The organism is Georgenia halophila (genome assembly GCF_039541595.1).
Window position 1 is genome coordinate 236840 of the sequence record NZ_BAABGN010000008.1, and the last position, 26399, is coordinate 263238.

The following is a 26399-nucleotide window of genomic DNA, read 5'->3' on the forward strand; positions in this document are numbered from 1 at the left end:
TGCCTCATGAGATGCGGACGGGTCGCGGTCCGGCGCGGCCTAGACTCGTCGGAGTGAGCACCTCTGCCGAGATCTCGGGCGTCCGACTGCCTCTGCGCCCCGGCCTGGAAGGCCTCGAGCCGTACGGCGCGCCCCAGCTCGACGTCCCGGTGCGGCTCAACGTCAACGAGAACCCGCACCCGCCGTCGGACGCCGTCGTCGCCGACATCGCGGACGCCGTCGCGAAGGCGGCCCGCGGCCTGAACCGTTACCCGGACCGCGATTTCGACGAGCTGCGTGCCGAGCTGGCCGAGTATCTGCGGGTGGAGTCGGGCGTCACCGTCGCCGGCAAGCAGATCTGGGCCGCGAACGGCTCGAACGAGGTCATGCTGCACCTCCTGCTCGCCTACGGGGGACCGGGACGCGTCGTCCTGTCCTTCCCGCCGACGTACTCCATGTACCCGGAGTACGCCCGGGACACCCTGACCGAGTGGGTCACCGGTCGCCGCGAGGAGGACTTCACCCTCGACGCCGGCCACGCCGTGGCCCAGATCGCCGAGCACCGGCCGTCGGTCATCCTCCTCGCCAGCCCGAACAACCCCACCGGGACGGCCCTGTCGCTGGAGACCGTGGACGCCATCTGCGTCGCCGCTCGCGACGGCGGACCGGCCGGACCCGACGGCGAGCCGACGGCCGCCGTCGTGGTCGTCGACGAGGCCTACGGGGAGTTCCGGCGCGAGGGGACCCCTTCGGCACTCACCCTCCTCGAGCGTCACCCGCACCTCGCCGTCGCGCGCACGATGTCCAAGGCCTTCGGCATGGCCGGGCTCCGCCTCGGTTACCTCGCTGGTGACCCGCGGATCGTGAACCACCTGCGCGTCGTCCGCCTGCCGTACCACCTCTCCGCCGTCACCCAGGCCGCCGCGCTCGCCGCCCTGCGGCACCGCGGCGAGCTGATGACCCAGGTGGCCTCGCTGCGCGCCGAACGGGACGCGCTCGTCGCGTGGCTCCGCGAGCGGGGGCTGCGCGTGGCCGACTCGGACGCCAACTTCGTCCTCACCGGGGTTTTCCCGGACCGGCACCAGGTGTGGAATGGTCTGCTGGAACGCGGGGTGCTGGTACGCGAGGTCGGCCCGGACGGCTGGCTACGGGTGTCGGTGGGGACACCGCAGGAGATGGACGCCTTCAAGGCGGCCCTGGAGGAGGTGGCCGGAAAGTGAGCACTGGCAGGACCGCGCGCGTGGCCCGGACGACGTCGGAGTCGGACGTCGTCGTCGAGCTCGACCTCGACGGGTCGGGACGGACCGAGATCTCCACGACGGTGCCGTTCTACGACCACATGCTCACGGCCCTCGGCAAGCACGGACTCATCGACCTGACCGTGCGCGCCACCGGCGACACCGACATCGACGTCCACCACACGGTCGAGGACGTCGCCATCTGCATCGGGAAGGCGCTGCGCGAGGCCCTCGGCGACAAGAGCGGCATCGCCCGCTTCGGCGACGCGCTCGTGCCGCTCGACGAGGCCCTCGCGCAGGCCGTCGTCGACGTCTCGGGCCGGCCCTACCTGGTGCACACCGGCGAGCCCGCCGGCCAGGAGTACCACCTGATCGGCGGCCACTTCACCGGCTCCCTGACCCGGCACGTCCTCGAGTCGGTCGCGCACCACGCCGGGATCTGCCTGCACGTGCGGGTGCTCGCCGGCCGCGACCCGCACCACATCGTCGAGGCCCAGTTCAAGGCCCTCGCCCGGGCGCTGCGCGCCGCCGTCGCGCCCGACCGTCGCGTGGAGGGCGTCCCGTCCACCAAGGGGGCGCTGTGACCACGCCCGGCAACGAGCCACCCGACGACGAGCGCGGCGGCGACCAGCCGGATCGGCCGGTCGAGGAGAAGCCGCTGACCGAGGCGGACATCGAGCGGATGCTGCGCTCCCTCGACGACGTCCCCGTCGCCCGCGAGCCCTCGGACGACGAGGCCGAGGCCGGCGAGGCCGCTCCCGGGCATGCACCCGACGGTGACACGACCCCGACCGGGCGGCTGGCCCTGGTCCTGACACCCGTCGCCTCCGCGCCTGCCCTGGCCGGGCTGTGCTCGATCGCCGGGATCGACGTCGACGTGGTGCCGTCGTCCTCGGGCGCCGTCGCGGCGCTGGAGATCGTCCCGGAGAAAAAGCCGGCGAGCGACGACTGGGACATCTCCCAGCTGTTCGGCGGTGAGGACGGTGGCTTCCCGCCGGCCGCCGAGGACCTCGCGGCGAACCTCTCACGCCTCACCCGTGCCGGCGTCGTCCTGCTGGTCGGGGACCTGGCCACGGACGTCGGCATCGAGTCCGGGCTGTCCGGCCAGCTCAGCGCCCGCCGCTACACGGGCGGGGAGCCGGAGGAGGACGTGCCTGCGGGCCTGATCCTCGCCGGCGCGGACCAGGTGGTCGAGGACCTCATCCTCGGCCGGACCCGGCCGGGGTCCGTCAAGGGTCATCAGCGGTCGGGGTCCCTGCCACGGTGGAAGGCGGCGCGCCTGTTCGGCCGCGGACTGCGACGGAGGAAGCCATGAGCCCCAGGGTCGTCGTCCTCGACTACGGCTCGGGGAACGTCCGCAGCGCCGTCCGTGCCCTGGAACGGGTCGGCGCCGACGTCGAGCTCACCGCCGACCCGGATGCCGTCGCCGCCGCCGACGGGCTCGTCGTCCCCGGCGTCGGAGCCTTCAGCGCGGTCATGGAGGGTCTGCGGTCGGTGCGCGGCGACATGCTCGTCGAGCGGCGCCTCGCCGGCGGCCGCCCGGTGCTCGGCATCTGCGTCGGCCTGCAGGTCATGTTCACCGCCGGCGTCGAGAGCACGACGGACGGCGTCCGCACCCTCGGCCTGGACCAGTGGCCCGGCGAGGTCAAGCCCCTCGACGCCCCCGTCGTCCCGCACATGGGCTGGTCCCCGGTCCGGCCGCCGGAGGGCACCGTCCTGTTCGACGGCATCGCGGACGAGCGGTTCTACTTCGTCCACTCCTACGCCGTCCTCGACGACCCCGCCGCCGGCATGTCGCCGCAGTCGCGGCTCACCCCGCCGCGGGTGACCTGGGCGGAGCACGGCACCCCGTTCGTGGCCGCGGTGGAGAACGGCGCCCTGGCCGCCACCCAGTTCCACCCCGAGAAGTCGGGCGATGCGGGTTCCCAGCTGCTGCGCAACTGGGTCGCCGCGCTCGCCTGAGCCGTTCGGACAGCTTGCGACAGACCCCACCCGACTCGACTCGAAAGCAGGCCATGAACCCGCCGCTCCAGCTTCTTCCCGCCGTCGACGTCGTCGAGGGGCAGGCCGTCCGCCTGTTCCAGGGGGCGGCCGGTTCCGAGACCGCCTACGGCGACCCCGCCGAGGCCGCGGCGGCCTGGGTGGAGCAGGGGGCCGAGTGGATCCACCTCGTCGACCTGGACGCGGCGTTCGGCCGCGGCTCGAACCACGAGCTGCTCGCCCGGATCGTCGACGAGCTCGACGTCGCCGTCGAGCTCTCCGGCGGCATCCGCGACGACACCTCCCTCGAGCGTGCCCTGGACTCGGGCGCAGCCCGCGTCAACCTCGGCACCGCCGCGCTGGAGAATCCGGACTGGACCGCCCGGGCCATCGCCCGCCACGGTGACCGGATCGCCGTCGGCCTCGACGTGCGGGGCACCACCCTGGCCGCGCGGGGCTGGACCCGGGACGGCGGCGACCTGTGGGAGGTCCTGACGCGGCTCGACGGCGACGGCTGCGCGCGCTATGTCGTCACCGACGTCACCAAGGACGGCACGCTCCGCGGCCCCAACGTGGAGCTGCTCGACCGGGTGTGCGAGCGCACCGACGCCCCGGTGGTGGCCTCCGGCGGCATCGCCAACCTCAAGGACATCGCGACGCTTCGCGAGCTGACCGGCGCCGGTGTCGAGGGCGCGATCGTCGGCAAGGCCCTGTACACCGGCGCCTTCACGCTCACCGAGGCGCTCGACGTCGCGGGCAGGCCGTGACCTCGCACCGCCCCGAGAGTGCCGGCACCGACTCCGCCGGCCGGCCGTGGGCGGGCCGCGACCTCAAGCCGAACCCGTTCGCGGGCGACGACGGCAGCGTGCAGCCCGCCATGGCCGACGCGCTGGCCGTGCCGGGGCCGGCCGAGCGCGTGGTCGCCGTGGTCGAGGCGCTGCGCAGCACACGCGTGATCGTGCCGGTGGTGGCGCACGAGCACCCGGGCACCGACGCCGACGGACGCGTCACCGAGCACGCGGCGGACCGGTTCCGCTCCGGCGACCGGTCGGGCGACGCCATGGCCTCCGCCGCCATGGTCTCCGTCCGCACACCCGACGGACGCGCCGCCGTGCCCGTCTTCTCCTCGGTGCCGGCCATGACCACGTGGGACCCCTCCGCGCGGCCGGTGCCGGTCGAGGCGACGCGGGCCGCGCTCTCGGCGGTGCAGGAGGCCGACTCGCTTCTGATCCTCGACCCCGGCAACGAGCCGGCCGTCCTCGTGCCGCGCCCCGCCGTGTGGGCGCTGGCGAAGCAGGAGCCGTGGACGCCGTCCTGGACCGACCCCGAGCTGCCCGACGCCGCGGTCGAGGCCCTGCGCGGCATCACCCAGCTCGTCGGGGTCCGGCTCGAGCGCGGCGAGAAGGCCGAGCTGCGGGTCGTGCTCGCTATCAAGGCCGGCCTCGACGCGGAGACGCTGCAGGACGTCCTCTCGCGCGCCTCCCGCGCCCTCGGTGAGCAGCCGCTGCTGCGCGAGCGGGTCGACTCCCTCGAGCTGGCGCCCACCCAGGTGGCCTGAGGCGGAACCTGCCAGACTCGGTCCCATGACCAGCACGAGCAGCCACGGACGTGACTTCCTCTCGGCGTACGAGCACGGGTTCGCCCGCGTCGCCGCGTGCACCGTCCCCGTGGCCATCGGGGACCCCGCCGAGAACGCCCGCGCCGTCCTCGCCGAGGCGCGCGCCTGCCACGACGAGACCGTCGCCGTCGCGCTGTTCCCGGAGCTGTGCCTCTCGGGCTACAGCATCGACGACCTCTTCCTCCAGGATCCCGTGCTCGACGGCGTCGAGGCGGCGGTCGAGGAGATCGCCCGGGCCTCCGCCGACCTGCTGCCCGTGCTCGTCGTCGGCGCTCCGCTGCGTCACCGCAACCGGCTGTACAACACCGCCGTCGTCATCCACCGCGGCGAGGTGCTCGGGGTGGCGCCGAAGTCGCTGCTGCCCACGTACCGCGAGTTCTACGAACGCCGGCACTTCGCCCCGGGCGACGACCAGCGCGGGGAGACGGTCACGGTGGCGGGCCGGCAGGTCCCGTTCGGCCCGGACCTGCTCTTCGCGGCCGAGGACGTGCGCGGGCTGGTGCTGCACGTCGAGGTCTGCGAGGACATGTTCGTGCCGATCCCGCCGAGCGCCGAGGCGGCGCTCGCCGGCGCCACCGTCCTCGCCAATCTCTCGGGCAGCCCGATCACGATCGGGCGCGCGGAGGACCGGCACCTGCTCTGCCGTTCGGCGTCCTCCCGCTGCCTGGCCGCCTACCTCTACTCGGCGGCAGGAACGGGGGAGTCCAGCAACGACCTGTCCTGGGACGGGCAGACCATGGTCTACGAGAACGGCGTCCTGCTGGCCGAGACCGAGCGGTTCCCGGACGGGCCGCGCCGCTCGGTGGCCGACGTCGACGTCGACCTGCTCCGCCAGGAGCGCCTCCGCATGGGGACCTTCGACGACAACCGCCGCACCCACGAGACCCGGACCGGTGGCTTCCGCACCGTGACCTTCCGCCTCGACGCTCCCCGCGCCGACGTCGGGCTGCGCCGCCACGTCGACCGGTTCCCGTTCGTCCCTGACGACGCCGACCGGCTCGCCCAGGACTGCTACGAGGCCTTCAACATCCAGGTCAGCGCGCTCGAGCGGCGGATGGCCTCGATTGGCGCGCCGAAGCTGGTCATCGGTGTCTCAGGTGGCCTGGACTCCACCCACGCCCTGCTGGTGGCCGCCCGCGCCATGGACCGCCTCGGCCGGCCGCGCGCCGACATCCTCGGCTTCACGCTGCCCGCCTTCGCGACCTCGGAGCACACGAAGGCCAACGCGCACGCCCTGGGCCAGGCCCTCGGGATCTCGTTCGAGGAGATCGACATCACACCCGCCGCACGGGAGATGCTCGAGAAGATCGGCCACCCCTTCGCCGGTGGCGAGCCGGTCTACGACGTCACCTTCGAGAACGTCCAGGCGGGCCTGCGCACCGACTACCTGTTCCGCCTCGCCAACGACCGCGGCGGCATCGTCGTCGGCACCGGCGATCTGTCCGAGATGGCGCTCGGCTGGTGCACGTACGGCGTGGGGGACCAGATGTCCCACTACGCGGTCAACACCGGCGTCCCGAAGACGCTCATCCAGCACCTCGTGCGGTGGGTCATCGCCTCCGGCGAGGTCGAGGAACGGGCCGTCGAGGTGCTGCAGTCCGTCCTCGACACCCGCATCACCCCCGAGCTGGTCCCCGCGGGGGAGGACGAGGAGGTACAGAGCACCGAGGACGCCATCGGCCCGTACTCGCTGCACGACTTCACGCTGTTCCATGTGCTGCGGTACGGGTTCCGGCCGAGCAAGATTGCTTTCCTGGCCCACCACGCCTGGCACGACCCGGACGCCGGCACGTGGCCGCCCGGGTTCCCGGACGACGGCCGGTACGGCTATGACCTTTCCGAGGTCCGCCGGTGGATGCTCGTGTTCCTGCGGCGGTTCTTCGGATTCAGCCAGTTCAAGCGCTCGGCGCTGCCGAACGGTCCGAAGGTCATGGCCGGCGGAGCGCTCTCGCCACGCGGTGAGTGGCGCGCGCCGTCGGACGGCACCGCGCGGGCCTGGGTCGCCGAACTGGAGGCCGCCCTGCCGCCAGCGGGCGACCAGGACCGGTACCGGTAGCCGCCGCCCGGCCGTCGTCCACCGGATGGACCTGTGCGCGGGACCACGGCGCCGGCCTCTCGGCCATGGTGGTTCGCGTGGTAGTCTGGTGGATCGACCGGCCAGGGTTCGCGCCCTGGCACGCAAGCGGAGATTCTCCCACCTGGGTCTCGCACCGCCGAACGGCGGGAAGAGGCCGGGTTCAGGTCACCGAGGGCCCCGCCCTCGGCGTGGCGGTTGGTGGCGCGTACGCGTCGCCGGACCGGCACAGACCTCGAGGCCTCCGCGTGCGACCGCACGACGGAGGCCTTCTTCGTCCCCGCGGTGGCCGAGGAGACGACGAAGAGGAGCACAGCATCAGCGAACCCCGCATCAACGAGCGGATCCGCGTGCCGGAGGTCCGGCTCGTCGGCCCCGGTGGTGAGCAGGTCGGCGTGGTCCGGGTGGAGGACGCCCTACGCCTGGCGCAGGAGGCGGACCTCGACCTGGTGGAGGTCGCGCCGGACGCCCGCCCGCCGGTGGCCAAGCTCATGGACTTCGGCAAGTTCAAGTACGAGTCCGCGATGAAGGCCCGTGACGCCCGGCGCAACCAGGCGAACACGGTCCTCAAGGAGATCCGGTTCCGCCTGAAGATCGACCCGCACGACTACGCGACCAAGAAGGGTCACGTCGAGCGGTTCCTCAAGGGTGGCGACAAGGTCAAGGTCATGATCATGTTCCGCGGTCGCGAGCAGTCTCGCCCCGAGATGGGCATGCGGCTGCTGCAGCGCCTCGCGGAGGACGTCTCCGAGCTCGGCTCGGTCGAGTCCTCGCCGCGGCTGGACGGCCGGAACATGACGATGGTCATCGGTCCGCACAAGAAGAAGGCCGAGGCCAAGAGCGAGCAGCGCCGCAAGCGGGACGAGGAGCGATCCGCGAAGAAGGCCGACAAGAACGTGCCGGACGAGAGCGTTCCGGACGAGGCTAGGGCCTGACCGGCCCAGCCCGTAGCGGGAGGGTCGGGAATCGACCCGTCACACGTCCCGGGACGAGCCCCCGGGAGGAACACAGGTGCGCCGAGAGGCGTGCCGGAGGGACGAAAATGCCGAAGAACAAGACGCACTCCGGTGCCAAGAAGCGCTTCAAGGTCACCGGCAGCGGAAAGCTCCGCCGCGAGCAGACCAACGCGCGCCACTACCTCGAGCACAAGTCGAGCCGACGTACCCGTCGCCTCGCGCAGGACCAGGACGTCGCGCCGGCCGACGTGAAGCAGGTCAAGAAGCTGCTCGGCAAGTAACACCGCCCTACTTAGAAGGAGACTGACGTGGCACGCGTCAAGCGGGCGGTCAACGCCCATAAGAAGCGCCGCACCACCCTCGAGCGCGCCGCCGGATACCGGGGCCAGCGTTCGCGGCTGTACCGCAAGGCCAAGGAGCAGGTGACCCACTCGTTCACCTACGCCTACCGGGACCGTCGCGCCCGCAAGGGTGACTTCCGCCGGCTCTGGATCCAGCGCATCAACGCCGCGGTCCGCGCCGAGGGGATGACCTACAACCGTTTCATCCAGGGCCTCAAGGCCGCTGACGTCGAGGTCGACCGTCGCATGCTCGCCGAGCTGGCCGTCAACGACCCCGAGGCGTTCAACGCCCTGGTAGTCGTCGCCAAGGACGCCCTGCCGACGGACGTCAACGCCAAGGCCGCCTGAACCTCGCGCCCGACACGAGCGCGCCCGGAGACATGCTGACCAACACCCGCGCCGAGCGGGTCAGACGGGTCGGTCGACTCTCCGGGCGCTCGTCGCGTCTGCGGCACCGCCAGTTCCTGGTCGAGGGGCCGCAGGGTGTTCGCGAGGCCGTGCGGCACGCCTCGCCCCAGGTCCGTGACATCTACCTGACGGACGACGCGGCGGTCCGGCACCCGGAGATCGTCGAGGCCGCACGGGGTTCCGGGCTGCACGTCCACGAGGCCAGCCCCGAGGTACTGGACGCCATGAGCCAGGACGCCCAGGGCGTCCTCGCGGTCCTGGAGCTGCCGATGACGGAGCCGTCCCCGGCAGACCTGCGCGCCCTGCGCGGCGGCGCCGGCCCTCGGCTGGTCGCGGTGCTCGCCCGGGTCACCGACCCGGGCAACGCCGGCACCGTGATCCGCGCGGCCGACGCGGCCGGGGCGGACGCGATCGTCCTCGCCGACGGCAGCGTCGAGGTGACCAACCCCAAGGTCGTGCGCGCCACGGCCGGCTCGTTGTTCCATCTACCGGTGATCACCGGCGTCGACCTGGCCGACGCCATCGACACCCTGCGAGGCTGCGGCTCGGCCGTGCTGGCCGCCGACGGCGCAGGGGAGTGGGACCTCGACGACCTGCTCGACCGGGCCGTGCTCGCCGGCCTGCCCGGCCTGGACGGTGCCCCCGACGATCTGTCCGCCACCTCGCTGGTCGCTCCGGACCTGACCGCACCTGTCGCCTGGGTCTTCGGGAACGAGGCTCACGGTCTCTCCGGGGACCAGCTCGCGCTGTGCGACGCCGGGGTCCGTGTGCCGATCCACGGCCATGCCGAGTCCCTCAACCTCGCCACCGCGGCCGCTGTCTGCCTGTACGCCTCGGCGAGGGCGCAGCGGGCATGAGCGCAGCCGTCCGGCTCGAGGCCGGCCCCTCCGACGTTGCCGCACTGGTGGAGCGCGTCCGCGTGCTCATCGACCGGGCTGCCCTGCCCGGACGGCCGGGCAGGGCGCTCGTCGGCATCGCCGGCGCGCCGGGAGCGGGCAAGTCCACCCTCACGGAGGTGCTCTCCGGGGCGCTGGAGCGGGCGGGCCTGCCGACCGCCGTCGTCGGCATGGACGGTTACCACCTCGCTCAGTCCGAGCTGGAGCGGCTCGGCCGTGCCGACCGCAAGGGCGCCCCGGACACCTTCGACGCCGAGGGCTACGTCGGCCTCGTGCGCCGTATTCGGGTCCAGCGACCGGACTCGCCGATGGTCTACGCACCGCGGTTCGACCGCCACCTGGAGGAGCCGATCGCCGGCGCGGTCCCCGTCCCGGCCGGCGTCCCGGTCGTGCTCACCGAGGGCAACTACCTTCTCCTCGACGCCGAGCCCTGGCACCGGCTCACCGGTCTGCTCGACGAGTGCTGGTACCTCGAGGTCGACGACGGCCCGCGCCGCGAACGACTCGTCGCCCGGCACGTCGCGCACGGCCGCACCCCCGACGCAGCCGCCGCGTGGGAAGCCGGCTCCGACCAGCGCAACGCAGAGGTCGTCGCCGCCTCGAGCGAACGCGCCGACGTCGTCGTCGGCTGGCGCGAGAGCTAGCGCCCTCGCGCGCCCCTGGTCCCTTCAGATGGTCTGACGTTGTCCGAGGCGGAGCTCGCCTACGTCTCCAGCCCCGACGTGAATGTCGTGCGCAGGATCTCGGCTGCGACATCGTGGTCCTGAAAGGCCGCGACCGAGCAGACGACGGAGCCCGAGCCGAGGAGACGCCACCAGGAGCCCTCGACGGCGAGGACCTGGACCGTGCCCCGGACCGCACCGGGGGAGACGCGACAGGCGCGCGCCACCTCTTCGGCGACGTCGCGGGTCTGTTCCCACCAGCCTTCGCGCTGGTTGGGCGCGCGGACCCTTCCGGCCCATGTCCGTGCCTCGGGATGGAGGGCGACGACGGCCTTGCGTAGCTCCGGCCAGTCGGTCATCGCCTCGAAGTCCGGCGGCTCGCCGAGACGGCGTACCCGTTCGGCGTGCGACTCCCTCGCGAAGGCGAGGAACTCCTCGGTCGAGGAGGGGCGGACGCCGGGCTCGTGGAACTGGGCCTCGAGCTCCAGCACCGCCCGCCACCACGGAAGCCACTGGGCGGCAGCACGGCCCCGTTCCCCGGTGGACAGCAGCTCCGACCGGTCCGGCACGCCGTCGAGGGCGCGTGGGGGCGAGAGGTCACCGCTGGTGCAGAGGCGGAGGGCGTCCCGGACGTACAGGGCCTCGTGCGGCGTGCCGTCGCTGCTGATGCTCAGCAGCCAGGACTCGGTTCCCGACCGTTGCATCCGGACTCCTCGCTCTCGGATCGGCGGGTCCGGGTGATCGTCCCAGGTCACTGCGTGCGCGTCGAGGGTCTGACCTGCGGGAATACTTCTCGTGCCCAGCACCTTGCAGGCGGCATGGACCACAACCAGCAGATCATCGACACGTTCCGCTCCAGCGCCGGCGAGGTCAACGAGCCCATGCAGTTCGGCAAGGCCCTCGTCCTCGTGCACGTACCGAAGAAGGACGGCAGCGAACGGGTCGTGCCGCTGGTGTCGGTGCGCCAGGACGGTGCCCGGCACGTCGCCGGGACCGCCGGCGGGTCGCCCAAGCATCCCGCCTGGGTCTTCGGCCTGCGGCGGGCGGAGAACGTGGACATCGAGGTGCCGGGCGAACCCGTCGAGCGGCTCACGGTGGGTGTCACCGAGCTGACGGGCACCGACCGCGACGTGGTCTGGGAGCGCTTCAAGGAGTTCTCGAGCGGGTTCGCCGAGTACGAGAAGACGGCCGAGGACCGCGTCTTCCCGGTCTTCCGCCTCGACCCCTGACGAGCGGCTGACGTGACCACCGTCCTGGTTATCGGCGCCGGCCGGGTGCTGGGCCGACAGATCTGCGCCGAGTGACCCGGGTTCCCACGGGTTGAGAAGAACCGGTGCCCCTATTTACGGCATGCGTGCGTCACGTTATATGGTGAGGCAATGCTTACCTCACAGGTGCGGGTGACGCCGGATCCCGGGACCGCCGTCGTCAAGGATGACCGCCCCGCGTACCGGCCCTTCGCCGTGACCGTCGCCCGGGTGCAGCAGCTCAGCCCCAGCTTCGTCCGGGTCACCTTCACCGGCGAGGACCTGCGGTGGTTCGGCACCGACCGCCTCGACCAGCGGGTCAAGCTCGTGCTGCCGCGCGAGAGTGACGGATACCTCTGCGACGTCGGCGCCAAGGACGAGCAGACCATCCTCGACGGCACCTGGTACCACCAGTGGCGCGAGCTGCCCGACGATGTGCGCCCGCCTTTCCGGACCTACACCGTGCGCTACGTGCGTCCGGAGCTCGCCGAGGTCGACATCGACCTGGTCGTTCACGGAGACGCCGGGCCCGCCTCCCGCTGGGTCGGCTCGGCCGCGCCCGGCCACGAGGCCGTCCTCGTCGGCCCGGACGCGCGTTCCAAGGACTCGACGGTCGGCATCGACTGGTCCCCGGGCACCGCCACCGAGCTGCTGCTCGCCGGTGACGAGACCGCCGTGCCGGCCATCACGTCCATCCTCGAGACACTGCCCGCCGACCGGACCGCGCGGGCGTTCGTCGAGGTGCCGGACAGTGCCGACTTCCTCGACGTCGACCTCCCCGAGCACGCCACCATCACCTGGCTGCCCCGCGGGGACCGTCCGCACGGCGAGCTCCTGGTCCCCACGGTGCGTGACTGGATCTCCGGGAACGCCGCCATGGTGGGCAACGCGTTCGGCACCGGTGTCCAGGAGCTCGAGGACGTCGACATCGACTCCGAGATCCTCTGGGACTCCCCGGTCGTGCGGGTCCTGCCGCACGACATGTGCGGCCGCGGCGGTGAACGCTGCGGCAGCGACTTCTACGCCTGGTTCGCCGGTGAGGCAGGCACCATCCGGACGCTCCGGCGCCTCCTCGTCTCCGAGGTCGGTGTCTGCCGGCGTCGGGTTGCGTTCATGGGCTACTGGCGCATCGGACGCGCCGAAGCCTCCTAGCCACCGTCGATGACCGCCGTCCAGGAACCAGCGGCGGCGGCACGACTCGCCGCCACCGGAAGCCCCCTCGCCCGCCGCAGGTCTCTCGGCCTCCTGGCCTGCCTCGCGGTGCTGGCCGCCGTGCTGCTCGCCTCCCTCGCCCTCGGCGCCCGGGACATCGCGGCAGCGGACGTGCTCGCGGCGATAACGGACAGGCAGGTCGGCAACACCGACCACGACGTGATCTGGGACCAGCGCATGCCGCGCACCGTCGTCGGGCTCGCCGTCGGTGCCGCGCTCGGGCTGGCCGGCGCCGTGATGCAGGGCATCACCCGCAACCCGCTCGCGGACCCGGGCCTGCTCGGCGTCAACGCCGGCGGCGCGCTCGCCGTCGCGCTGGCGGTCACGGTGCTGGGCATCACCAGCCCGCTCGGATACATCTGGTTCGCGCTCGCGGGGGCCGCCATCGCCGCGGCGATCGTCTACGGCGTCGGCGCGATCGGCCGCGAGGGCGCCACACCGGTCAAGCTGGCCCTCGCCGGCACGGCGGTCACGGCGGGGGCCACGTCACTCATCACGCTGATGCTGCTGACCGACCGGACCACGCTGGACGCCTACCGCCGCTGGGCGGTCGGCTCCCTCGCCGGTCGCGGGACCGAGGCGCTGACGGACCTGGGGCTCTTCATCATCGTCGGCACCGTCCTCGCACTGCTCACCGGACGCACCCTCAACCTGCTCTCCCTGGGCGACGACGTCGCACGCGGCCTGGGCCAGAACCTGCCCCTGTCGCGGGTGATCACCGCGGTCGCCGTCGTCCTCCTCGCGGGGTCCGCGACTGCGATCGCCGGGCCCATCGTCTTCGTCGGCCTCGTCGTGCCGCACGTTGCACGGGCCCTGACCGGTCCGGACTACCGGGCGATCCTGCCGTTCTCGCTCGTCCTCGGTCCCGTCCTGCTGCTCGCCGCCGACGTCGTGGGTCGTCTGGTGGTCCAGCCCGGTGAGCTCGAGGCCGGCATCGTGGTCGCCGTCGTGGGCGCCCCGGTGCTCGTCGCCATCGTCCGCCGCGTCAAGCTCGCGGGGCTCTGATCGGATGACGACCACGCTCACCACCCCACCACCCGGCCGGGCCGCCACCACGGTGCCGCGCCCCGTGCGGCTGCGTCCTCCGCGCTCCCGCGTGCTCGTGGCGGTACTGAGCGTCCTGGTGCTCGTGCTGGCCTGGTCGGGTCTGACGACCGACACCGACATGAGCGCCGTCGAGGTGCTGCGCACGCTCGCCGGGCAGGGTGACGAGGAGTTCACGATCTTCCGCCTGCGCCTGCCCAGGGTCGCGCTCGGGGCCGCCGTCGGTGTCGCCTTCGGCCTGGCCGGCGCCATCTTCCAGAGCGTGCTGCGCAACCCCCTCGCCAGCCCGGACATCCTCGGCGTCAGCGGTGGGGCGTCGCTGGCCGCCGCCACCGCGATCCTCGTCGGCGGGCTCTCCGGCGCCGCCGTCTCCGCAGCGGCCCTGACCGGAGCGTTCGCCGCCGCGATCGCGATCTACGTGCTCGCCTGGCGGTCCGGTGTGAGCGGCTACCGGTTCGTGCTCGTCGGCGTCGGCGTCGCGTTCCTGGTCCAGTCCGGCCTGGCGTACCTGGTCTCGCGCGCCGACGTCAGCGACGTCCGCGACGCCCTGATCTGGATGGTCGGCAGCATCGGCACACCGCCATGGAGCGACGTCGCGACCCTGGCCGCCGCCCTGGCCGTGCTGCTGCCCGCCGTCTGGGCGGTGGCCGGACCGCTGCGGATCCTGCAGCTGGGTGACGACACCGCCGGTGGTCTGGGGGTGCGTCCGGAGATCGGTCGACTCCTGGCCCTCGCGCTCGCCGTCGCCCTCGCCGCGGCGGGCACGGCGTTCGCCGGACCCGTCGCGTTCGTCGCGTTCGTCTCCGCCCCGATCGCCAGGCGTCTCGCCCCGACGGCGGGCCTCGCCCTGGTCCCGAGCGCCCTGGTGGGCGTCGTCCTGGTGCTGGCCGCGGACCTGGTCGGGCAGTACCTGCTGCCGATGGCCGTGCCGGTCGGGATCGTCACCGGCGTCGTCGGGGCGCCGTACCTCCTGTGGCTCCTGGCCGCAGACAACCGCCGGGGGAAGTCAGCATGACGGAGAACGAACCCACGACGCGTGGCCCGGCGCCGGAGCAGGTGAGCGCGCGTCAGAGCGTGAGCCACGACGTGCGTGCCGAGGGCATCTGCCTCGCCTACGACCGGGACCTCGTCGTTCGCGACCTCGACCTCGAGATCCCGGACGGGCGGATCACCGCGATCGTCGGCGCCAACGGCTGCGGGAAGTCGACCCTCCTGCGGGCGCTCTCCCGGCTGATGAAGCCGCGATCCGGCGTCGTCCTCCTCGACGGCGAAGCCGTCCACTCCCGTCCCGCCAAGGAGGTCGCCAAGGTCATCGGCATCCTGCCGCAGCAGTCGACGGCGCCCGAGGGCATCACCGTGGCCGACCTCGTCGGCCGCGGGCGCTACCCGCACCAGGGCTGGTTCCGCCGTTGGACCTCCACGGACGACGCCGTCGTCCGGGCCGCCCTGGAGGCAACCGCCACGGCGGACCTTGCCGAGCGCCGCGTGGAGGAGCTCTCGGGCGGGCAGCGCCAGCGGGTCTGGATCGCGATGGCGCTCGCTCAGGACCCGGACGTGCTGCTGCTCGACGAGCCGACCACCTTCCTCGACGTCACGCACCAGATCGACGTGCTCGACCTGCTCCACGAACAGAACCGGCAGCGCAGCACGACCGTCGTCATGGTGCTCCACGACCTCAACATGGCGGCCCGCTACGCCGATCACCTCGTCGTCATGGCGCAGGGTCGGGTGCTGGACACCGGTGACCCGGCCGATGTGCTCACCGAGGACCTGGTGCGCGAGGCCTTCGGGCTGACGGCGCGCGTGGTGCCGGATCCGGTGACCGCCTCGCCGATGGTCGTGCCCGTCGGACGGTTCCACACCCCCGTGACTCCCGTGGGGCCAGTTGCCCCCACGCCCACCGATCCCATGACCGACGACCCCCGACCCACCTGGAGATCCGCGTGACCCCCATCCGACGTGCGGCCGCAGCCGCGACCGCCGCCACCATGCTCGCTCTCACCGCCTGCTCGGGCGGCGGGGACGACGGCGGAGCGACCGAGTCGACCGAGGACGCGGCCGGTGGCGGGTTCAGCCCCGTCACGATCGAGCACGCCTTCGGCGAGACAGAGATCCCCGAGGAGCCGCAGGACGTCGTGACCCTCGGCTGGGGGAGTACCGAGGCCGCGATCGCCCTGGGCGTGGTGCCGGTAGGCATCGAGAAGCAGACGTACGCAGTGGACGAGAACGGCCGGCTGCCGTGGGTGGCGGAGGCGCTCACCGAGTCCGCCGAGGAGCCGACGATGCTGCCGCCCGCCGTCGAGGAGCCGCCCTACCAGGAGATCGACGATCTCGATCCGGACGTCATCCTGGCACCGTACTCGGGGATCACCGAGGAGCAGTACCGGCTACTCAGCGAGATCGCTCCGACCGTGGCGTATCCGGAGGAGGCTTGGACGACGCCGTGGCGCGACGTCATCACCATCACCGGTCAGGCGCTCGGTCTGGCCGAGGAGTCCGAGACGCTCGTGAGCGACCTCGACGCCGAGGTCCAGCAGGCCGCCGACGCCCACCCCGAGATCCAAGGCAAGACCGTGGCTGCCGTCTGGGACGTCGGTGGCGTCTTCTACGTCTACAAGCCGCAGGACTCCCGGGTCGACTTCTTGCTCGACCTGGGACTGGAGTCCGCTCCCGCGGTCGAGGAGCTCGCCGCCGGTGGCGACACGTTCGTCTACGAGCTCAGCTACGAGGAGACCAGCCGGCTCGAGTCGGACATCCTCGTGAACTACGCCAGCACCGAGGAGGAGGTCCAGACCTTCCTCGACCAGTCGTACGCGCAAGCCATCCCGGCGGTGCAGGCAGGTGCGGTCGCCAACATCACCGGCGACCAGCTCATCGCCGCGATGTCCCCGCCGACGGCGCTGTCCATCACATGGGGACTCGAGGACTACGTCTCCGCGATCTCCGAGGCCGCAGCCAAGGTGGAGTGACCTGCCTTCCCCGCGATCACCGTCCCGCTCTCGCCAGGAGAGGATCAGCAGTCGCATCCTTGTCGGATGCGGCTCTATGTCTCTCTCCATCTGCCCGAGGACGTGAGCGAGCACCTCGACCTGGCGGTCCGCGCCGTCACCGACCAGGATCCGGCACCGCTGCCCGGGGCCGGCCGGCCCGCGCTGCGGTGGGTCCCGATGGGCGAGCGGCACATCACCCTGGCCTTCTTCGGCGAGGTTCCGGCCGGTGCGGTGGACGAGCTCACGAGTGACCTGCGGAGCGCCGTGGCCGCGTTCCCGCCGCTGCCGCTCCGGCTGCGGGGCGCGGGGGTCTTCTCCGGGCGGACGCTCTGGGTCGGCGTGCAGGAGCAGGAACCTCGCGGGCACAGCGAGTCGCGCAGCGAGCTCGTGCGGCTGATGGCGGACTGTGAGGGGGTTGGTCACCGAAACACCGCTACCGGCGGGCACGAGCCGGTGCCTCGCGACCGTCGCCGCGCGCACGTCACGCTCGCGCGCTCACGGGATCGGCGCGTCGGCGACCGCGAGCTCCGTCGTCGCGCTCGGGCGCTGTCCGTCTACAGCGGGCCTCCGTGGACCGCCGACTCGGCACACCTCATGCTCTCCGAGCTCGGGGCCGGCAGGAGCGGCACGGCGCTGCACACGCCGCTCGCGGAGGTCGTGCTCGGCGGTGAGTAGTCGGCCACCACCATGGCGCCCATCCGCGGGTGGCTCCCCGGGTGTGCCGATCGGCCCTACCGTCAACGGTGGCCGGCAGCTGTACGGCTCGTGGGAGGACATGGACCTCGACGTGTGGGGCCCACGGACGGGGAAGACGACCTCGCGGGCGATCGCGGCGATCCTCGAGGCGCCCGGCGCGGTGCTGATCACCTCGAACAAGCGCGATGTCGTCGACGCCACCCGTGGCCCGCGCGAGGCCGCGTCCGGGCGGGTGTGGGTCTTCGACCCTCAGGGCATCTGCGCCGAGGCGGCCGCGTGGTGGTGGAACCCGTTGAGCTACGTCACCGATGAGGTCAGGGCACAAAAGCTCGCGGAGCATTTCGCCGCCGGCTCCCGAGATCCCGGCGCCCGCACCGATGCCTACTTCGACCCAGCCGGCCAGGACCTCCTCGCGGGGATGCTCCTGGCCGCCGCGCTGGATCGGCGCCCGATCACCCAGGTCTACACCTGGCTGACCCGCCCGAGCGACGAGGAAGGGGTCGACATCCTTCGTGAGCACGGCTACGACCTGACCGCCGACCAAGTCGCCGGGGTCGTACTCGCGCCGGATAGGCAGCGCGGGGGCGTGTTCGGCACCGCGCACAGATGGCGTCCTGCCTGACCAACCGGCAGATCGCCCGCTGGGTGACCCCCGAAGGGCCGGCAGAGGCCCGGCCACAGCTCGACCCGGTCGAGCTGGTCCGCGACGGCGGCACCCTGTCAGCCTGTCCAAGGAAGGCCGGGGCACCGCCGGCCCGCTGGTGACCGCCCTGACGGTGGCGGTGGTCGAGGCAGCCGAGGACCTCGCCGTGCATTCCCCGGGCGGGCGGCTCGCCACACCGCTGCTCGGTGTGCTCGACGAAGCGGCCAACGTCTGCCGCTGGCGCGAGCTCCCCAACCTGTACAGCCACTACGGCTCGCGCGGCATCGTCCTGATGACGATCCTGCAGTCCTGGTCCCAGGGCGTAGACGTCTGGGGCGAGTCCGGCATGAAGAAGCTGTGGTCCGCCGCCAACATCAAGTGCTACGGCGGCGGGGTCAGCGAAGCCGCCTTCCTCGAGGACCTCTCCCGCATGGTCGGTGAGTACGACCGCGAATCCTCCTCGCTGTCCGTGGGCCGCGGGCACCGCACCGTCTCGCGTCAGCTCCAGCGCGAACGGATCCTCGACGTCGCCGACCTCGCCGCCATGCCCAAAGGCCGCGCCCTCGTCCTCGCATCGGGCTCGCGGCCGGCGCTGATCCGTACCCAGCCCTGGATGAGCGGCCCGCACGCCGACGCCGTGCGCGCCTCCATCACCGCGCACGACCCCCAAGGCGAACGCACCATCCGCGAAGCCGAGACCGAGGCACTGACGGTCTCCTCGTCGCTCGCGCAGGAGCCGGCATCATGACCACCACCGACGACTTGGCGGACGACTGGGGAGACGGCCCGGCCGACGACAGCGCGACCGGCAGCGCGTCTGGCACCGCGGCCGAGGACGCGCCGCAGCTCTATTACGGCTCCGTCGATGAGTTCGTGCGCGAATACCTGCGCTACCAGTACCGGCGCCGCATCGACGGCCAGCGCCGCGTCTGGGCCGCGCAGTGGTGGAAGTACGGCGAAGCCATCAGCCGCCTCGACGCCCTCTGGCGCGCCTGGGAACACCACCGCCTCGACCCAGCCACCGGCGCCAGCCTCTGGTGGCGAGACCACGCCGACCACCACATGCCCGCCCTCATGGACCCCGACGGCACCTTCCACGGCGTCAAAGACACCAACAACCGCGACGAGCCACTGCCGTACACCGAACCACCCGCCGGCCTCTTCCCCGACGAACGAGACACCCCGACATGAGCAACGATCGTGTACGCCTGTCCATCAGGACCGTTGGCGGGAGGCGCTGCTCGACGTCAAGGAGAGCCCCTACCTTGCCGGCCTCCGGTCGCGATCATGAGATCTCGTGACCGAAGCGGACCTGGCTTTCTAGTGGCTTTCGTGATGGAGTCGAGGTAGGTTGTCAGTATGAGAGGCGATGTCGAGACCACCCACGCCGATGCGACTCGGTTGGACATCCACGACCTGGTGCGTGTGCTGAACGAGAACGTCGGGACGACCGTCGTTCAGGCGATGACGGGCACGAAGGACCGGGGCCAGCCGGCGCGGTGGGCACGGCCCGACGGGCCAGAGCCACGGCTGCGGACGGTCAACCAACTCCGGCTTGGTTATCGGGTGTGGCACATGCTGGAACAGGCAGAAGGCCCCAACGTCGCGCTGGCGTGGCTCGTGGGGGCGAATCCGCGACTGGACGAGAACACTCCGGTCTCCGCGGTGCGTGAGCTCAGGAGCGCTGACGTCATGGGGGCCGCCCTGGCCTTTATCGATGGGTCGCCCGCGGCGTGAGTGCGCCGACCCAACCTCGAATCTGCCCCGAGACCGGGTTGTACCTGGTGCCCGCACGCGGCCAAGAGGGTTGGCGTGTGGCACTGGAGAAGTACACCCGTTCCGGAGGGATCCTCGCCGTGCGGATGAATGCGCACGTCGGCCCGCTTCCCGAGAACTCCGCAGACCGGCGCGGCCGCTTCGACACCATCGGCCGCACGGTCTACTTCGCCGAGCACGAGACGACCGCGTTCGCGGAGGTACTCCAGCCATTCCGAGCCAGGCGCATCGCTCTGCAGGCCGACGCCGACGCGGTCGGATTGTCTGTCGATGACTACGTCGAGCGAGTCCAGTCGGAGGCGACCAAGAACGGCATGGGACGGCCCTGGGCAATCAGCGCCGACTGGCAGATGAGCCGCTGCGTGCACCAGGTACGAATGCCCGCGACCAGTTGGTGGGTCCAGATCGACCACAAGGACACCCTGAACCGGCTCGGACTCGACCTCGCGGAACCACTGAAGAGGCTCGGCGTCCCCATGCTGACCCTGAGCGGCACCACGGGGGAGAACCGCGCGGTAACGACCCTCCTCGCCGAGCACGTACGCGGCCAGACCCTCTTCGACGGCTCCCGACCACTCGGCATCCAGTTCGTATCCAAGACTGGCTACGGGAACTGCTGGGCCTGGTGGGACCGCCGCGCGGACGACGGCCTGACCCCAGGCGAGAACGATCCAAAGACCCTCGAGGACTTCAACGTCGACAGGCCCGCGTTCCGCGCCGTCACCGACGACTGGGACCTCGAGATCCTCCAGGGCAGGCCGCGATACTGAGGGATTGGGCATCGCTTCACGTGTTCGGCATGTCACCCGATAGGCCATGACGCAGATCCGTCCCGGGAGGTTCTTCGGACCGCGACACTTGATCTCCACGAAGAGAACGGAGCGGAGTTATGGCGCCACGAATTCAGAGTTTGAGTGTTCAGAACCTGCGGTCAATCGGCGAGGACAGGGTGACGGTCGGTTTCCCCGATACCGGGACGCTAGTGCTGCTAGGCGAGAACAACGCGGGCAAGAGCAACGTCACGCGCGCGCTCGACATTCTCTTTGGTGACCTGTGGCCCGGCACCCGAAGACTCGATGACCACGACTTCCACGGTCGAGACAGTGACGGCATCGCCGTGGACATCGGCGCCGAGGTCTCGGGGATCGTGTGCCCCTACTGCCAGAGCGGCGAGGCGTCCTACTTCAGGTGGACATATGACACGCAGGAGATGGCGGAGGACGGCAATCCGGCCACGTACCGGTTTAGGTGCAGCAACCAGTTCTGCGGGAAGTCCTATGTGAGGCGCGAGATGCGCTCTGCCCTGTCGGCGGCGGTGCTCGACGCGGACCGGCGGCTCGACTACCAGCTGAGCTACGCGAGCAAGTACACGATGCTCTCCAAGCTCATGCACCGGTTCCACGAGCGACTGCTTGACAACCCTGGTCGTAAGGAGCAACTCGCCGCAATTTTCGCGGGCTTGCTCGAGGAGTTCAACGGGGTGCCCGAGTTCGCCGAGTTCAAGAGGCTGCTCGCGGAGACCGCCGAGGACTTCGGCCAGAATCTGCCCTACCGACTGGATGTCGACTTCAGCGCGTACGATCCGAGCAACTTCTTCCGATCGCTGCGGGTCCATCCCAAGCTTTCCGATGAGGCGCGGAACTTCGACGAGCTCGGTACTGGTCAATCGCAGGTGCTCGCCCTTGCTTTTGCCTACGCCTACGCGATGGCGTACGGCCGGTCCGAGGGAACCATCTTGGTGATCGACGAGCCTGAAGCGAACCTTCACCCGCTTGCGCAGCGTTGGCTAGCGACCCGGCTCAACGGTCTGACCGCGCCTGGTCTTCAGGTGGTTGTCACGACGCACTCGCCGCACTTCGTTGATCTAGCCCGGCCGGAGAGCCTGGCTATGGTGCGCAAGGACGCGGATGGCGCCACGAGGGTGGCCCAGCGGTCCCGCGAGGAGTTGAGGACAGCGCTCGTCGAGCGCGGCGCCGACCCAGACCGCACCACACCTGAAACCATCGGCCCCTTCTATGCGGCTGGCGCCACGACGGAGATCGTGAGCGGTCTGTTCGCGCGGCGGTGCGTGCTGGTCGAGGGGCCGACCGAGGCGTTCGCTCTGCCCGAGCTGCTTCGCGCGCGAGATCTCGACGTGCTGAGAGAGGGCGTCGCGGTCGTCTCGGTCGAGGGCATCGGGAACATCCCTAAGTGGCACAGGCTCTACACCGCGCTCGGCATCGACTGCTTCTGTGTATTCGACACCGACTCGAACAAGGTTGGGAAAGAGGCAACGGACCTGGTGACCAAGCGCCGCGATATCGCGGCCGCGCTCGGTCGTGAAGGTGACCCCGCCGAGCTGGCGACTCTCATCGGTGAGCCGCTATCCATCGGCCAGGGATACGCCACGTTGGACCCGAACTTCGAGGGCGCCATGAAGGCGCTATTCGGTGATCAGTGGGCAAAGCTCCACGAGGAGGCCGTGAGCTCCGTCGGCGAGTCGAAGCCGCTGCGAGCCCGATATGCAGCAGAGCGGTTGAAAGAGTCCGACTTCACCGGTGCCCCGGGTGAGCAGCTCGCCGCTCTGGTGCGCGCGATTCGTGGCGATGATGATCAGGTTCCGCCCGCCGATGCGCCCTGGAGCGGCCAAGACCCTTGGGAAGCGGCCGCAGACCCGTGGGCGAGCGACGAGCCGCCCTTCTGATGGAGTTGGATCGCGTGTTAGGGCGCACCGCTAGGTCCCGCCGTGAACACTGATCTCCCGACGCTCGAGGATTCCTGTCCAGCCGGCGCGGCGGTACTTGATGCGCAGGACGCGGTTGTTCAATCACCGTTGCGATCAGGTCGTCGCCCGGCGGTACGACAAAGCCCTGCCACCTGCCGCGCGACAGGATCAACTCGTAGTACAGCTGATCGTCATTCGGAATCAAGCCGACTCCAGCATCATGTTCCGCGTCGGCTGGTACCTCACGCCATACGAGCTTGTCGCCTTCCATCGTGTCGACGCCCTGCCACTTGACGGAGGTGAGCTTAACCGGCACCGGTGAGTCATTCCGGACTGTCCACTCGTCTGGACCCACCGACGTCCGTGTCAAGGCGGCGCCGCGAGGAAGCACTGCCCACAGGCCGACGCCGGTGACCGCGGAAGCCACAACGCCGAGAACGAAGTCATACAACACGACCTGAAATCTAGACCTTGACGAAACCGCACGTTCACCCGGCGGGCAAGCCTGAACGTCCCCACGCGACCGTTCCAGCCACCGACCGGCTACGGACGCTATCCGTCCGAAACGCCGATAGCAGCCGTTATGTCAACTTGCGTTGACATAACGCTTGTGAGTGGCCACTCCCGGACTTCCGTGTATCGTCATTTGGCTCGCTCTTGTGCGCCTGCCGCTCGGCTTCGAAGCGTCAGCGGGCCTCGCGTGCCTGCTGCTCGCGTGCACGAGCGGATCGCTCGCCAAGCTGGCCCGGCGCTGGTTCGCATGTGGCTGAGGGTTGGTCCTGGTGTCGTGCGCCATCAAGCGGAAGAAGTTCGCTCGGCGCGTGGATCGTTCCCATCTGGAATCTGCATCGTTCGGTGACCAGGCGCGCCGATGTCCGGGACCACACAAGCAGCGGGCGCTGCGTGCTGGGAGATAGCCCATCTGGCCTGATGACACCCGGGCGATCATCCGCCGCTGGGCCCGGCCCGCAGGCGCCGTCCTCGCAGGGTGGCGTACTCCTCGGCTCCCGCCTCTTCTCGACTGATCGGGCCGGCCCGCTGAACGCCTCCCCCTTGACAGCAGAGCGCGACTCGCGTTTCATTTAACATATCGGTTAAATGTGTGAGGGGTTTGGATGGCCGGCAGTGACCAGCTCAGCGCGGTGTTCTCAGCGCTCGCAGACCCGACTCGACGGACAATCCTCGTCGAGTTGGCCGAACACGACGCCACCGTCACCGAGCTCACCGCTCCCCTCCCCATCTCGATGCCGGCGGTGTCGCGACACCTGAAGGTGCTCGAGCGCGCCGCGCTCATCTCGCGGACACGGTCGGGCAAGTGGCGCGGGAGCCACCTCCAGGCCGCCCCACTGCGCGACGCGGCCGACTGGATCGATCGCTACCGGCGCTTCTGGGACTCCTCCCTCGACCGACTCGATGCCCACCTTGCCGCGGTGCAGGCCGCCGAACGCGCACCGGACCGGACGGCCAACGACCCCGAAGTCACCGACAACCAGGAGCTCTAATGGAAACCGAAACTCGGCAACTCGCTATCTCGCGCGTGTTCGACGCACCACGTGAGCTGGTCTACCGAGCCTTCACCGATCCGGACCACCTGGCGGAATGGTGGGGACCGATGGGCCACTCGCTGCCGCGAGAGGAGATCGACATCGACGTGCGTCCCGGCGGCTATCAGCGGTGGACGGAGGTCTCTGCTAACGACCCAGACCTTCGCATCCACATCGACATCAATCTCACAGACGTCACGGACGGCGAGCTGCTCGAGGGCGTCATGCACGTAACTGGCCAGCTGCAAGAGGACATCGAGCCGTTCGCAACAAGACTCCGAGTCGAGTTCCACGACGAGGGCGAGGGACGCACGCGACTCGAGATCCGCCAGTGGCTCCCGCCGCACCTGTCGGGCCCCAGCGAGCAGGGGTGGTTCGAGGCGTTCACCAAGCTGGACGCCACGCTGGCAAGTGCCCGGATCGCGGTCGATGAGGAAGGTGTCGTGACATGACCAAGCTGATCTACGTGAACAACATGAGTCTGGACGGCTACATCGAGGACGAGCGTGGCGCCGTCGACTTCTTTCCGGTGGACGCCGAGGTGTTCCGGTCCCACACCGACCTCCTGCTGTCCGCGGGCACGTTCCTCTACGGGCGGCGCCTGTACGAAACGATGGCCCATTGGGAGACCGACGCCACGCTGGCGGCCCAGTCCGACCTCTTCAGCGAGTTTGCGACCGCCTGGCAGGCGGCGAACAAGATCGTCTACTCCACGACGCTGACCGCCGCGTCGACCGCAAACACCCGAATCGAACGCCACTTCGACCCCACCGCAGTGCGCGAACTGAAGGCCGCGGCCGGAAGCGACATAACCGTAGGGGGTGCAAACCTCGCGTCCCAGGCAGTCAAGGCCGGGCTGGTTGACGAGTGCCAGCTGTACGTCTTGCCCACTGTCCTCGGTGGGGGAAAGCCGGCCCTACCGACCGACGCGCGCGTTGACCTCGAGCTCATCGATGAACGCCGATTCGGAAACGGCGTCGTACTCCTCCGGTACCGCCCACTGGGACTGTGACTCGCGGCCCTGCCTGATTCGCCGGGCGCGAGCCCCCATGACGTGCGGAGCGCTCATAGCCGATCGGCCGGGGCGTATCTCGAGCAACCAGCGGTGTCGGTGAACTGGGTTGTCACCGGCAGGCTCCCGCGTCGAGCTCTAGTCCGCCTCAGCGCAGCCGCAGAGCTTGCGGCGCGTACCAAACTCCGAAGAGGGCTTCGCACCAACCACCGCGCAAGGTCGCCGGGCAACTGCCTCAGGCGCCCAAGGGACTCGACCGGCTTGGTTGGGCTCTCGACCTCGGCAGGGGTGCGTTGCCCGGATAAGCCCATGGGCCAAGCGACCTTGCGGAACCTCAACCCTGAGCGCCCGCCCGCTGAACAGCGCGGTAGACGGTCGAGCGTGCGATCCCGAACAGCTCGGCGATCTCGGCGGTGGTGTGGCTACCCGCGCGATGCAGGGCAACCAGGTGCTCCTCCTGCGACTTCGAGAGCTTGGGCTGCTTGCCACGCAGCCGGCCCTTCGCCTTAGCGACCGCCATGCCCTCGCGGGTACGCATCCGGATCAGGTCGGCCTCAAACTCGGCAACCATCCCGAGGACGTTGAACAGCAGCCGGCCGACCGGGTCGATCGGGTCGTACAGGCTCCCACCGAGATTGAGGGTCACACCCTTGCAGGTGAGCTCATCGGCGATGTCTCGAGCATCCGGCAGTGACCGGGCAAGACGGTCGAGCTTGGTGACCACGAGGGTGTCCCCGGCCCGGCAGGCGGCAAGTGCTTCACGTAGTCCGGGTCGCGCCCGTCAGGCCGTGGTCGACGTAAAGCACGTCCTCGGCGACGCCGAGCGACACGAGTGCTTCGCGTTGGGCGGTCAGGTCCTGCTCATTCGTCGAGACCCGCGCGTATCCGATCATCACCGGCCCGCCTGTAGCGTTTAGCGCACCTTCACCGGGCACTTTTTCGGGCGGGTCTTACGCGACTATGTGATCCGCAGCAACTCAACGGCTCAGCTCGTCACGCCTGGTCATCAACACTGTCCCGGTGAGGGACCGGCTTGCGGACACCCCAGTAAGGTGCGAAGGCCGCGGTACACAATGAACCGCCCGGCGAGTCCGGAGACCTTTTTAGTTTGAGACTCCAGCTGCTGCTGGTGCCTGGTGGTGAGCGTAGTGAGCCTGCTCGGCCTCGGTGGGCGTGAGGTCGTCGCAGTACTCGTAGGGGCGTCGCCTGTTGAACCAGTCGAAGGTGCGCCCACTTCACGCCACCTCGCCGAGAGCCATCCACAGGTGCTGATCATTGCTCCCTTGGCCGGTCCCACATGGAGCCCTAGCATCGTGGGCCCCGCCCTGGCGGCTGGAAGTCGTGCCTTACAGGAGGAAGAAGCGCACAAGAGCGGAGAT

27 protein-coding genes and 2 pseudogenes are annotated in these 26399 nt (G+C 70.4%); 27 read left to right on the forward strand and 2 right to left on the reverse strand.

Going from position 1 to position 26399, the window contains the following annotated elements; translation table 11 throughout:
• Nucleotides 1-11 precede the first annotated feature (11 nt).
• The 12 genes from ABD907_RS10125 (at nt 12) to ABD907_RS10180 (ending at nt 10134) form a co-directional block, all read left to right on the forward strand.
• Nucleotides 12-1199, forward strand: coding sequence for a histidinol-phosphate transaminase (locus ABD907_RS10125; RefSeq protein WP_345216127.1), 1188 nt, complete (start codon nt 12-14; stop codon nt 1197-1199).
• Complete coding sequence (gene hisB, locus ABD907_RS10130) at nt 1196-1801, forward strand: imidazoleglycerol-phosphate dehydratase HisB (protein ID WP_345216128.1); 606 nt, start codon at nt 1196-1198, stop codon at nt 1799-1801. Before ABD907_RS10125 ends, hisB begins: the two co-directional genes overlap by 4 nt.
• Nucleotides 1798-2532 carry a hypothetical protein gene (locus tag ABD907_RS10135; protein WP_345216129.1) on the forward strand — a complete coding sequence of 245 codons (735 nt, stop codon included), beginning with the start codon at nt 1798-1800 and terminating at the stop codon, nt 2530-2532. The genes hisB and ABD907_RS10135 overlap by 4 nt, the downstream gene beginning before the upstream one ends.
• Nucleotides 2529-3179: an imidazole glycerol phosphate synthase subunit HisH gene (gene hisH, locus ABD907_RS10140; RefSeq protein WP_345216130.1), complete on the forward strand. Its 651-nt coding sequence runs from the start codon at nt 2529-2531 to the stop codon at nt 3177-3179. The genes ABD907_RS10135 and hisH overlap by 4 nt, the downstream gene beginning before the upstream one ends.
• A 53-nt stretch (nt 3180-3232) precedes the next feature.
• Nucleotides 3233-3964, forward strand: coding sequence for a bifunctional 1-(5-phosphoribosyl)-5-((5-phosphoribosylamino)methylideneamino)imidazole-4-carboxamide isomerase/phosphoribosylanthranilate isomerase PriA (gene priA, locus ABD907_RS10145; protein ID WP_345216131.1), 732 nt, complete (start codon nt 3233-3235; stop codon nt 3962-3964).
• Nucleotides 3961-4755, forward strand: a complete 795-nt coding sequence (locus ABD907_RS10150) for an SseB family protein (RefSeq protein WP_345216132.1) — start codon at nt 3961-3963, stop codon at nt 4753-4755. The genes priA and ABD907_RS10150 overlap by 4 nt, the downstream gene beginning before the upstream one ends.
• Nucleotides 4756-4780: 25 nt before the next feature.
• On the forward strand, nt 4781-6871 hold the full coding sequence (locus ABD907_RS10155) for an NAD(+) synthase (protein ID WP_345216133.1): 2091 nt from the start codon (nt 4781-4783) through the stop codon (nt 6869-6871).
• A gap of 335 nt (nt 6872-7206) precedes the next feature.
• On the forward strand, nt 7207-7824 hold the full coding sequence (gene infC / locus ABD907_RS10160) for a translation initiation factor IF-3 (RefSeq protein ID WP_345216185.1): 618 nt from the start codon (nt 7207-7209) through the stop codon (nt 7822-7824).
• A gap of 107 nt (nt 7825-7931) precedes the next feature.
• Nucleotides 7932-8126, forward strand: coding sequence for a 50S ribosomal protein L35 (gene rpmI, locus ABD907_RS10165; RefSeq protein WP_345216134.1), 195 nt, complete (start codon nt 7932-7934; stop codon nt 8124-8126).
• A 27-nt stretch (nt 8127-8153) separates the two neighbouring features.
• Nucleotides 8154-8534, forward strand: a complete 381-nt coding sequence (gene rplT / locus ABD907_RS10170) for a 50S ribosomal protein L20 (RefSeq protein WP_345216135.1) — start codon at nt 8154-8156, stop codon at nt 8532-8534.
• A gap of 32 nt (nt 8535-8566) precedes the next feature.
• Nucleotides 8567-9451 (forward strand): TrmH family RNA methyltransferase, encoded by an 885-nt coding sequence (locus ABD907_RS10175; RefSeq protein ID WP_345216136.1) that lies wholly within the window; start codon nt 8567-8569, stop codon nt 9449-9451.
• Nucleotides 9448-10134, forward strand: coding sequence for a nucleoside/nucleotide kinase family protein (locus tag ABD907_RS10180; RefSeq protein ID WP_345216137.1), 687 nt, complete (start codon nt 9448-9450; stop codon nt 10132-10134). The genes ABD907_RS10175 and ABD907_RS10180 overlap by 4 nt, the downstream gene beginning before the upstream one ends.
• A gap of 59 nt (nt 10135-10193) precedes the next feature.
• On the opposite strand, the gene ABD907_RS10185 is transcribed toward ABD907_RS10180, so the two are convergent.
• A complete protein-coding gene (locus ABD907_RS10185) occupies nt 10194-10856 on the reverse strand; it encodes a hypothetical protein (RefSeq protein WP_345216138.1) in 663 nt (220 codons plus the stop codon).
• A gap of 114 nt (nt 10857-10970) precedes the next feature.
• Between ABD907_RS10185 and ABD907_RS10190 the strand changes: the two genes are divergently transcribed.
• From ABD907_RS10190 to ABD907_RS10265, 15 genes and pseudogenes are all read left to right on the forward strand, one after another.
• Complete coding sequence (locus tag ABD907_RS10190) at nt 10971-11381, forward strand: nitroreductase/quinone reductase family protein (RefSeq protein WP_345216139.1); 411 nt, start codon at nt 10971-10973, stop codon at nt 11379-11381.
• Nucleotides 11382-11531: 150 nt separating this feature from the next.
• A complete protein-coding gene (locus ABD907_RS10195; protein ID WP_345216140.1) occupies nt 11532-12551 on the forward strand; it encodes a siderophore-interacting protein in 1020 nt (339 codons plus the stop codon).
• Nucleotides 12552-12560: 9 nt separating this feature from the next.
• The gene (locus tag ABD907_RS10200) at nt 12561-13616 is read left to right on the forward strand and encodes a FecCD family ABC transporter permease (RefSeq protein ID WP_345216141.1); all 1056 of its coding nucleotides are present in this window, start codon (nt 12561-12563) and stop codon (nt 13614-13616) included.
• A 4-nt stretch (nt 13617-13620) separates the two neighbouring features.
• Complete coding sequence (locus ABD907_RS10205; protein ID WP_345216142.1) at nt 13621-14670, forward strand: FecCD family ABC transporter permease; 1050 nt, start codon at nt 13621-13623, stop codon at nt 14668-14670.
• Entirely contained in the window at nt 14667-15602 is a 936-nt protein-coding gene (locus ABD907_RS10210; RefSeq protein WP_345216143.1) for an ABC transporter ATP-binding protein, read from the forward strand. Before ABD907_RS10205 ends, ABD907_RS10210 begins: the two co-directional genes overlap by 4 nt.
• Nucleotides 15599-16624 (forward strand): ABC transporter substrate-binding protein, encoded by a 1026-nt coding sequence (locus ABD907_RS10215; RefSeq protein WP_345216144.1) that lies wholly within the window; start codon nt 15599-15601, stop codon nt 16622-16624. The genes ABD907_RS10210 and ABD907_RS10215 overlap by 4 nt, the downstream gene beginning before the upstream one ends.
• Nucleotides 16625-16690: 66 nt before the next feature.
• Complete coding sequence (thpR, locus tag ABD907_RS10220) at nt 16691-17320, forward strand: RNA 2',3'-cyclic phosphodiesterase (RefSeq protein WP_345216145.1); 630 nt, start codon at nt 16691-16693, stop codon at nt 17318-17320.
• Between the two features lie 31 nt (nt 17321-17351).
• Nucleotides 17352-18732, forward strand: a pseudogene (locus tag ABD907_RS21250) (type IV secretory system conjugative DNA transfer family protein); the annotation flags it as partial.
• Nucleotides 18729-19175, forward strand: a complete 447-nt coding sequence (locus tag ABD907_RS10235; protein WP_345216148.1) for a DUF4913 domain-containing protein — start codon at nt 18729-18731, stop codon at nt 19173-19175. The pseudogene ABD907_RS21250 and the gene ABD907_RS10235, both read left to right, overlap by 4 nt.
• Nucleotides 19176-19343: 168 nt before the next feature.
• Nucleotides 19344-19721, forward strand: coding sequence for a hypothetical protein (locus ABD907_RS10240; protein ID WP_345216149.1), 378 nt, complete (start codon nt 19344-19346; stop codon nt 19719-19721).
• Nucleotides 19722-19798: 77 nt separating this feature from the next.
• Nucleotides 19799-20530, forward strand: coding sequence for a hypothetical protein (locus tag ABD907_RS10245; protein ID WP_345216150.1), 732 nt, complete (start codon nt 19799-19801; stop codon nt 20528-20530).
• 140 nt (nt 20531-20670) lie between these two features.
• Nucleotides 20671-22443, forward strand: a complete 1773-nt coding sequence (locus ABD907_RS10250; RefSeq protein WP_345216151.1) for an ATP-dependent nuclease — start codon at nt 20671-20673, stop codon at nt 22441-22443.
• Between the two features lie 1136 nt (nt 22444-23579).
• Entirely contained in the window at nt 23580-23966 is a 387-nt protein-coding gene (locus tag ABD907_RS10255) for an ArsR/SmtB family transcription factor (RefSeq protein ID WP_345216152.1), read from the forward strand.
• On the forward strand, nt 23966-24460 hold the full coding sequence (locus tag ABD907_RS10260) for an SRPBCC family protein (RefSeq protein ID WP_345216153.1): 495 nt from the start codon (nt 23966-23968) through the stop codon (nt 24458-24460). Before ABD907_RS10255 ends, ABD907_RS10260 begins: the two co-directional genes overlap by 1 nt.
• Nucleotides 24457-25020, forward strand: a complete 564-nt coding sequence (locus ABD907_RS10265) for a dihydrofolate reductase family protein (RefSeq protein ID WP_345216154.1) — start codon at nt 24457-24459, stop codon at nt 25018-25020. Before ABD907_RS10260 ends, ABD907_RS10265 begins: the two co-directional genes overlap by 4 nt.
• A gap of 334 nt (nt 25021-25354) precedes the next feature.
• On the opposite strand, the pseudogene ABD907_RS10270 reads toward ABD907_RS10265, so the two are convergent.
• Nucleotides 25355-25913: pseudogene (locus tag ABD907_RS10270) on the reverse strand (recombinase family protein).
• Nucleotides 25914-26399 lie beyond the last annotated feature (486 nt).

What these genes read in the sequence shown, in the direction of transcription:
- ABD907_RS10125 (WP_345216127.1), top strand. Translation starts at nt 12, where the DNA reads ATGCGGACGGGTCGCGGTCCGGCGCGGCCTAGACTCGTCGGAGTGAGC.
- hisH (WP_345216130.1), top strand. Translation starts at nt 2,529, where the DNA reads ATGAGCCCCAGGGTCGTCGTCCTCGACTACGGCTCGGGGAACGTCCGC.
- priA (WP_345216131.1), top strand. Translation starts at nt 3,233, where the DNA reads ATGAACCCGCCGCTCCAGCTTCTTCCCGCCGTCGACGTCGTCGAGGGG.
- ABD907_RS10155 (WP_345216133.1), top strand. Translation starts at nt 4,781, where the DNA reads ATGACCAGCACGAGCAGCCACGGACGTGACTTCCTCTCGGCGTACGAG.
- rpmI (WP_345216134.1), top strand. Translation starts at nt 7,932, where the DNA reads ATGCCGAAGAACAAGACGCACTCCGGTGCCAAGAAGCGCTTCAAGGTC.
- ABD907_RS10175 (WP_345216136.1), top strand. Translation starts at nt 8,567, where the DNA reads ATGCTGACCAACACCCGCGCCGAGCGGGTCAGACGGGTCGGTCGACTC.
- ABD907_RS10180 (WP_345216137.1), top strand. Translation starts at nt 9,448, where the DNA reads ATGAGCGCAGCCGTCCGGCTCGAGGCCGGCCCCTCCGACGTTGCCGCA.
- ABD907_RS10185 (WP_345216138.1), bottom strand. Translation starts at nt 10,856, where the DNA reads ATGCAACGGTCGGGAACCGAGTCCTGGCTGCTGAGCATCAGCAGCGAC.
- ABD907_RS10190 (WP_345216139.1), top strand. Translation starts at nt 10,971, where the DNA reads ATGGACCACAACCAGCAGATCATCGACACGTTCCGCTCCAGCGCCGGC.
- ABD907_RS10195 (WP_345216140.1), top strand. Translation starts at nt 11,532, where the DNA reads ATGCTTACCTCACAGGTGCGGGTGACGCCGGATCCCGGGACCGCCGTC.
- ABD907_RS10200 (WP_345216141.1), top strand. Translation starts at nt 12,561, where the DNA reads ATGACCGCCGTCCAGGAACCAGCGGCGGCGGCACGACTCGCCGCCACC.
- ABD907_RS10205 (WP_345216142.1), top strand. Translation starts at nt 13,621, where the DNA reads ATGACGACCACGCTCACCACCCCACCACCCGGCCGGGCCGCCACCACG.
- ABD907_RS10210 (WP_345216143.1), top strand. Translation starts at nt 14,667, where the DNA reads ATGACGGAGAACGAACCCACGACGCGTGGCCCGGCGCCGGAGCAGGTG.
- thpR (WP_345216145.1), top strand. Translation starts at nt 16,691, where the DNA reads ATGCGGCTCTATGTCTCTCTCCATCTGCCCGAGGACGTGAGCGAGCAC.
- ABD907_RS10235 (WP_345216148.1), top strand. Translation starts at nt 18,729, where the DNA reads ATGACCACCACCGACGACTTGGCGGACGACTGGGGAGACGGCCCGGCC.
- ABD907_RS10240 (WP_345216149.1), top strand. Translation starts at nt 19,344, where the DNA reads ATGAGAGGCGATGTCGAGACCACCCACGCCGATGCGACTCGGTTGGAC.
- ABD907_RS10255 (WP_345216152.1), top strand. Translation starts at nt 23,580, where the DNA reads ATGGCCGGCAGTGACCAGCTCAGCGCGGTGTTCTCAGCGCTCGCAGAC.
- ABD907_RS10260 (WP_345216153.1), top strand. Translation starts at nt 23,966, where the DNA reads ATGGAAACCGAAACTCGGCAACTCGCTATCTCGCGCGTGTTCGACGCA.
- ABD907_RS10265 (WP_345216154.1), top strand. Translation starts at nt 24,457, where the DNA reads ATGACCAAGCTGATCTACGTGAACAACATGAGTCTGGACGGCTACATC.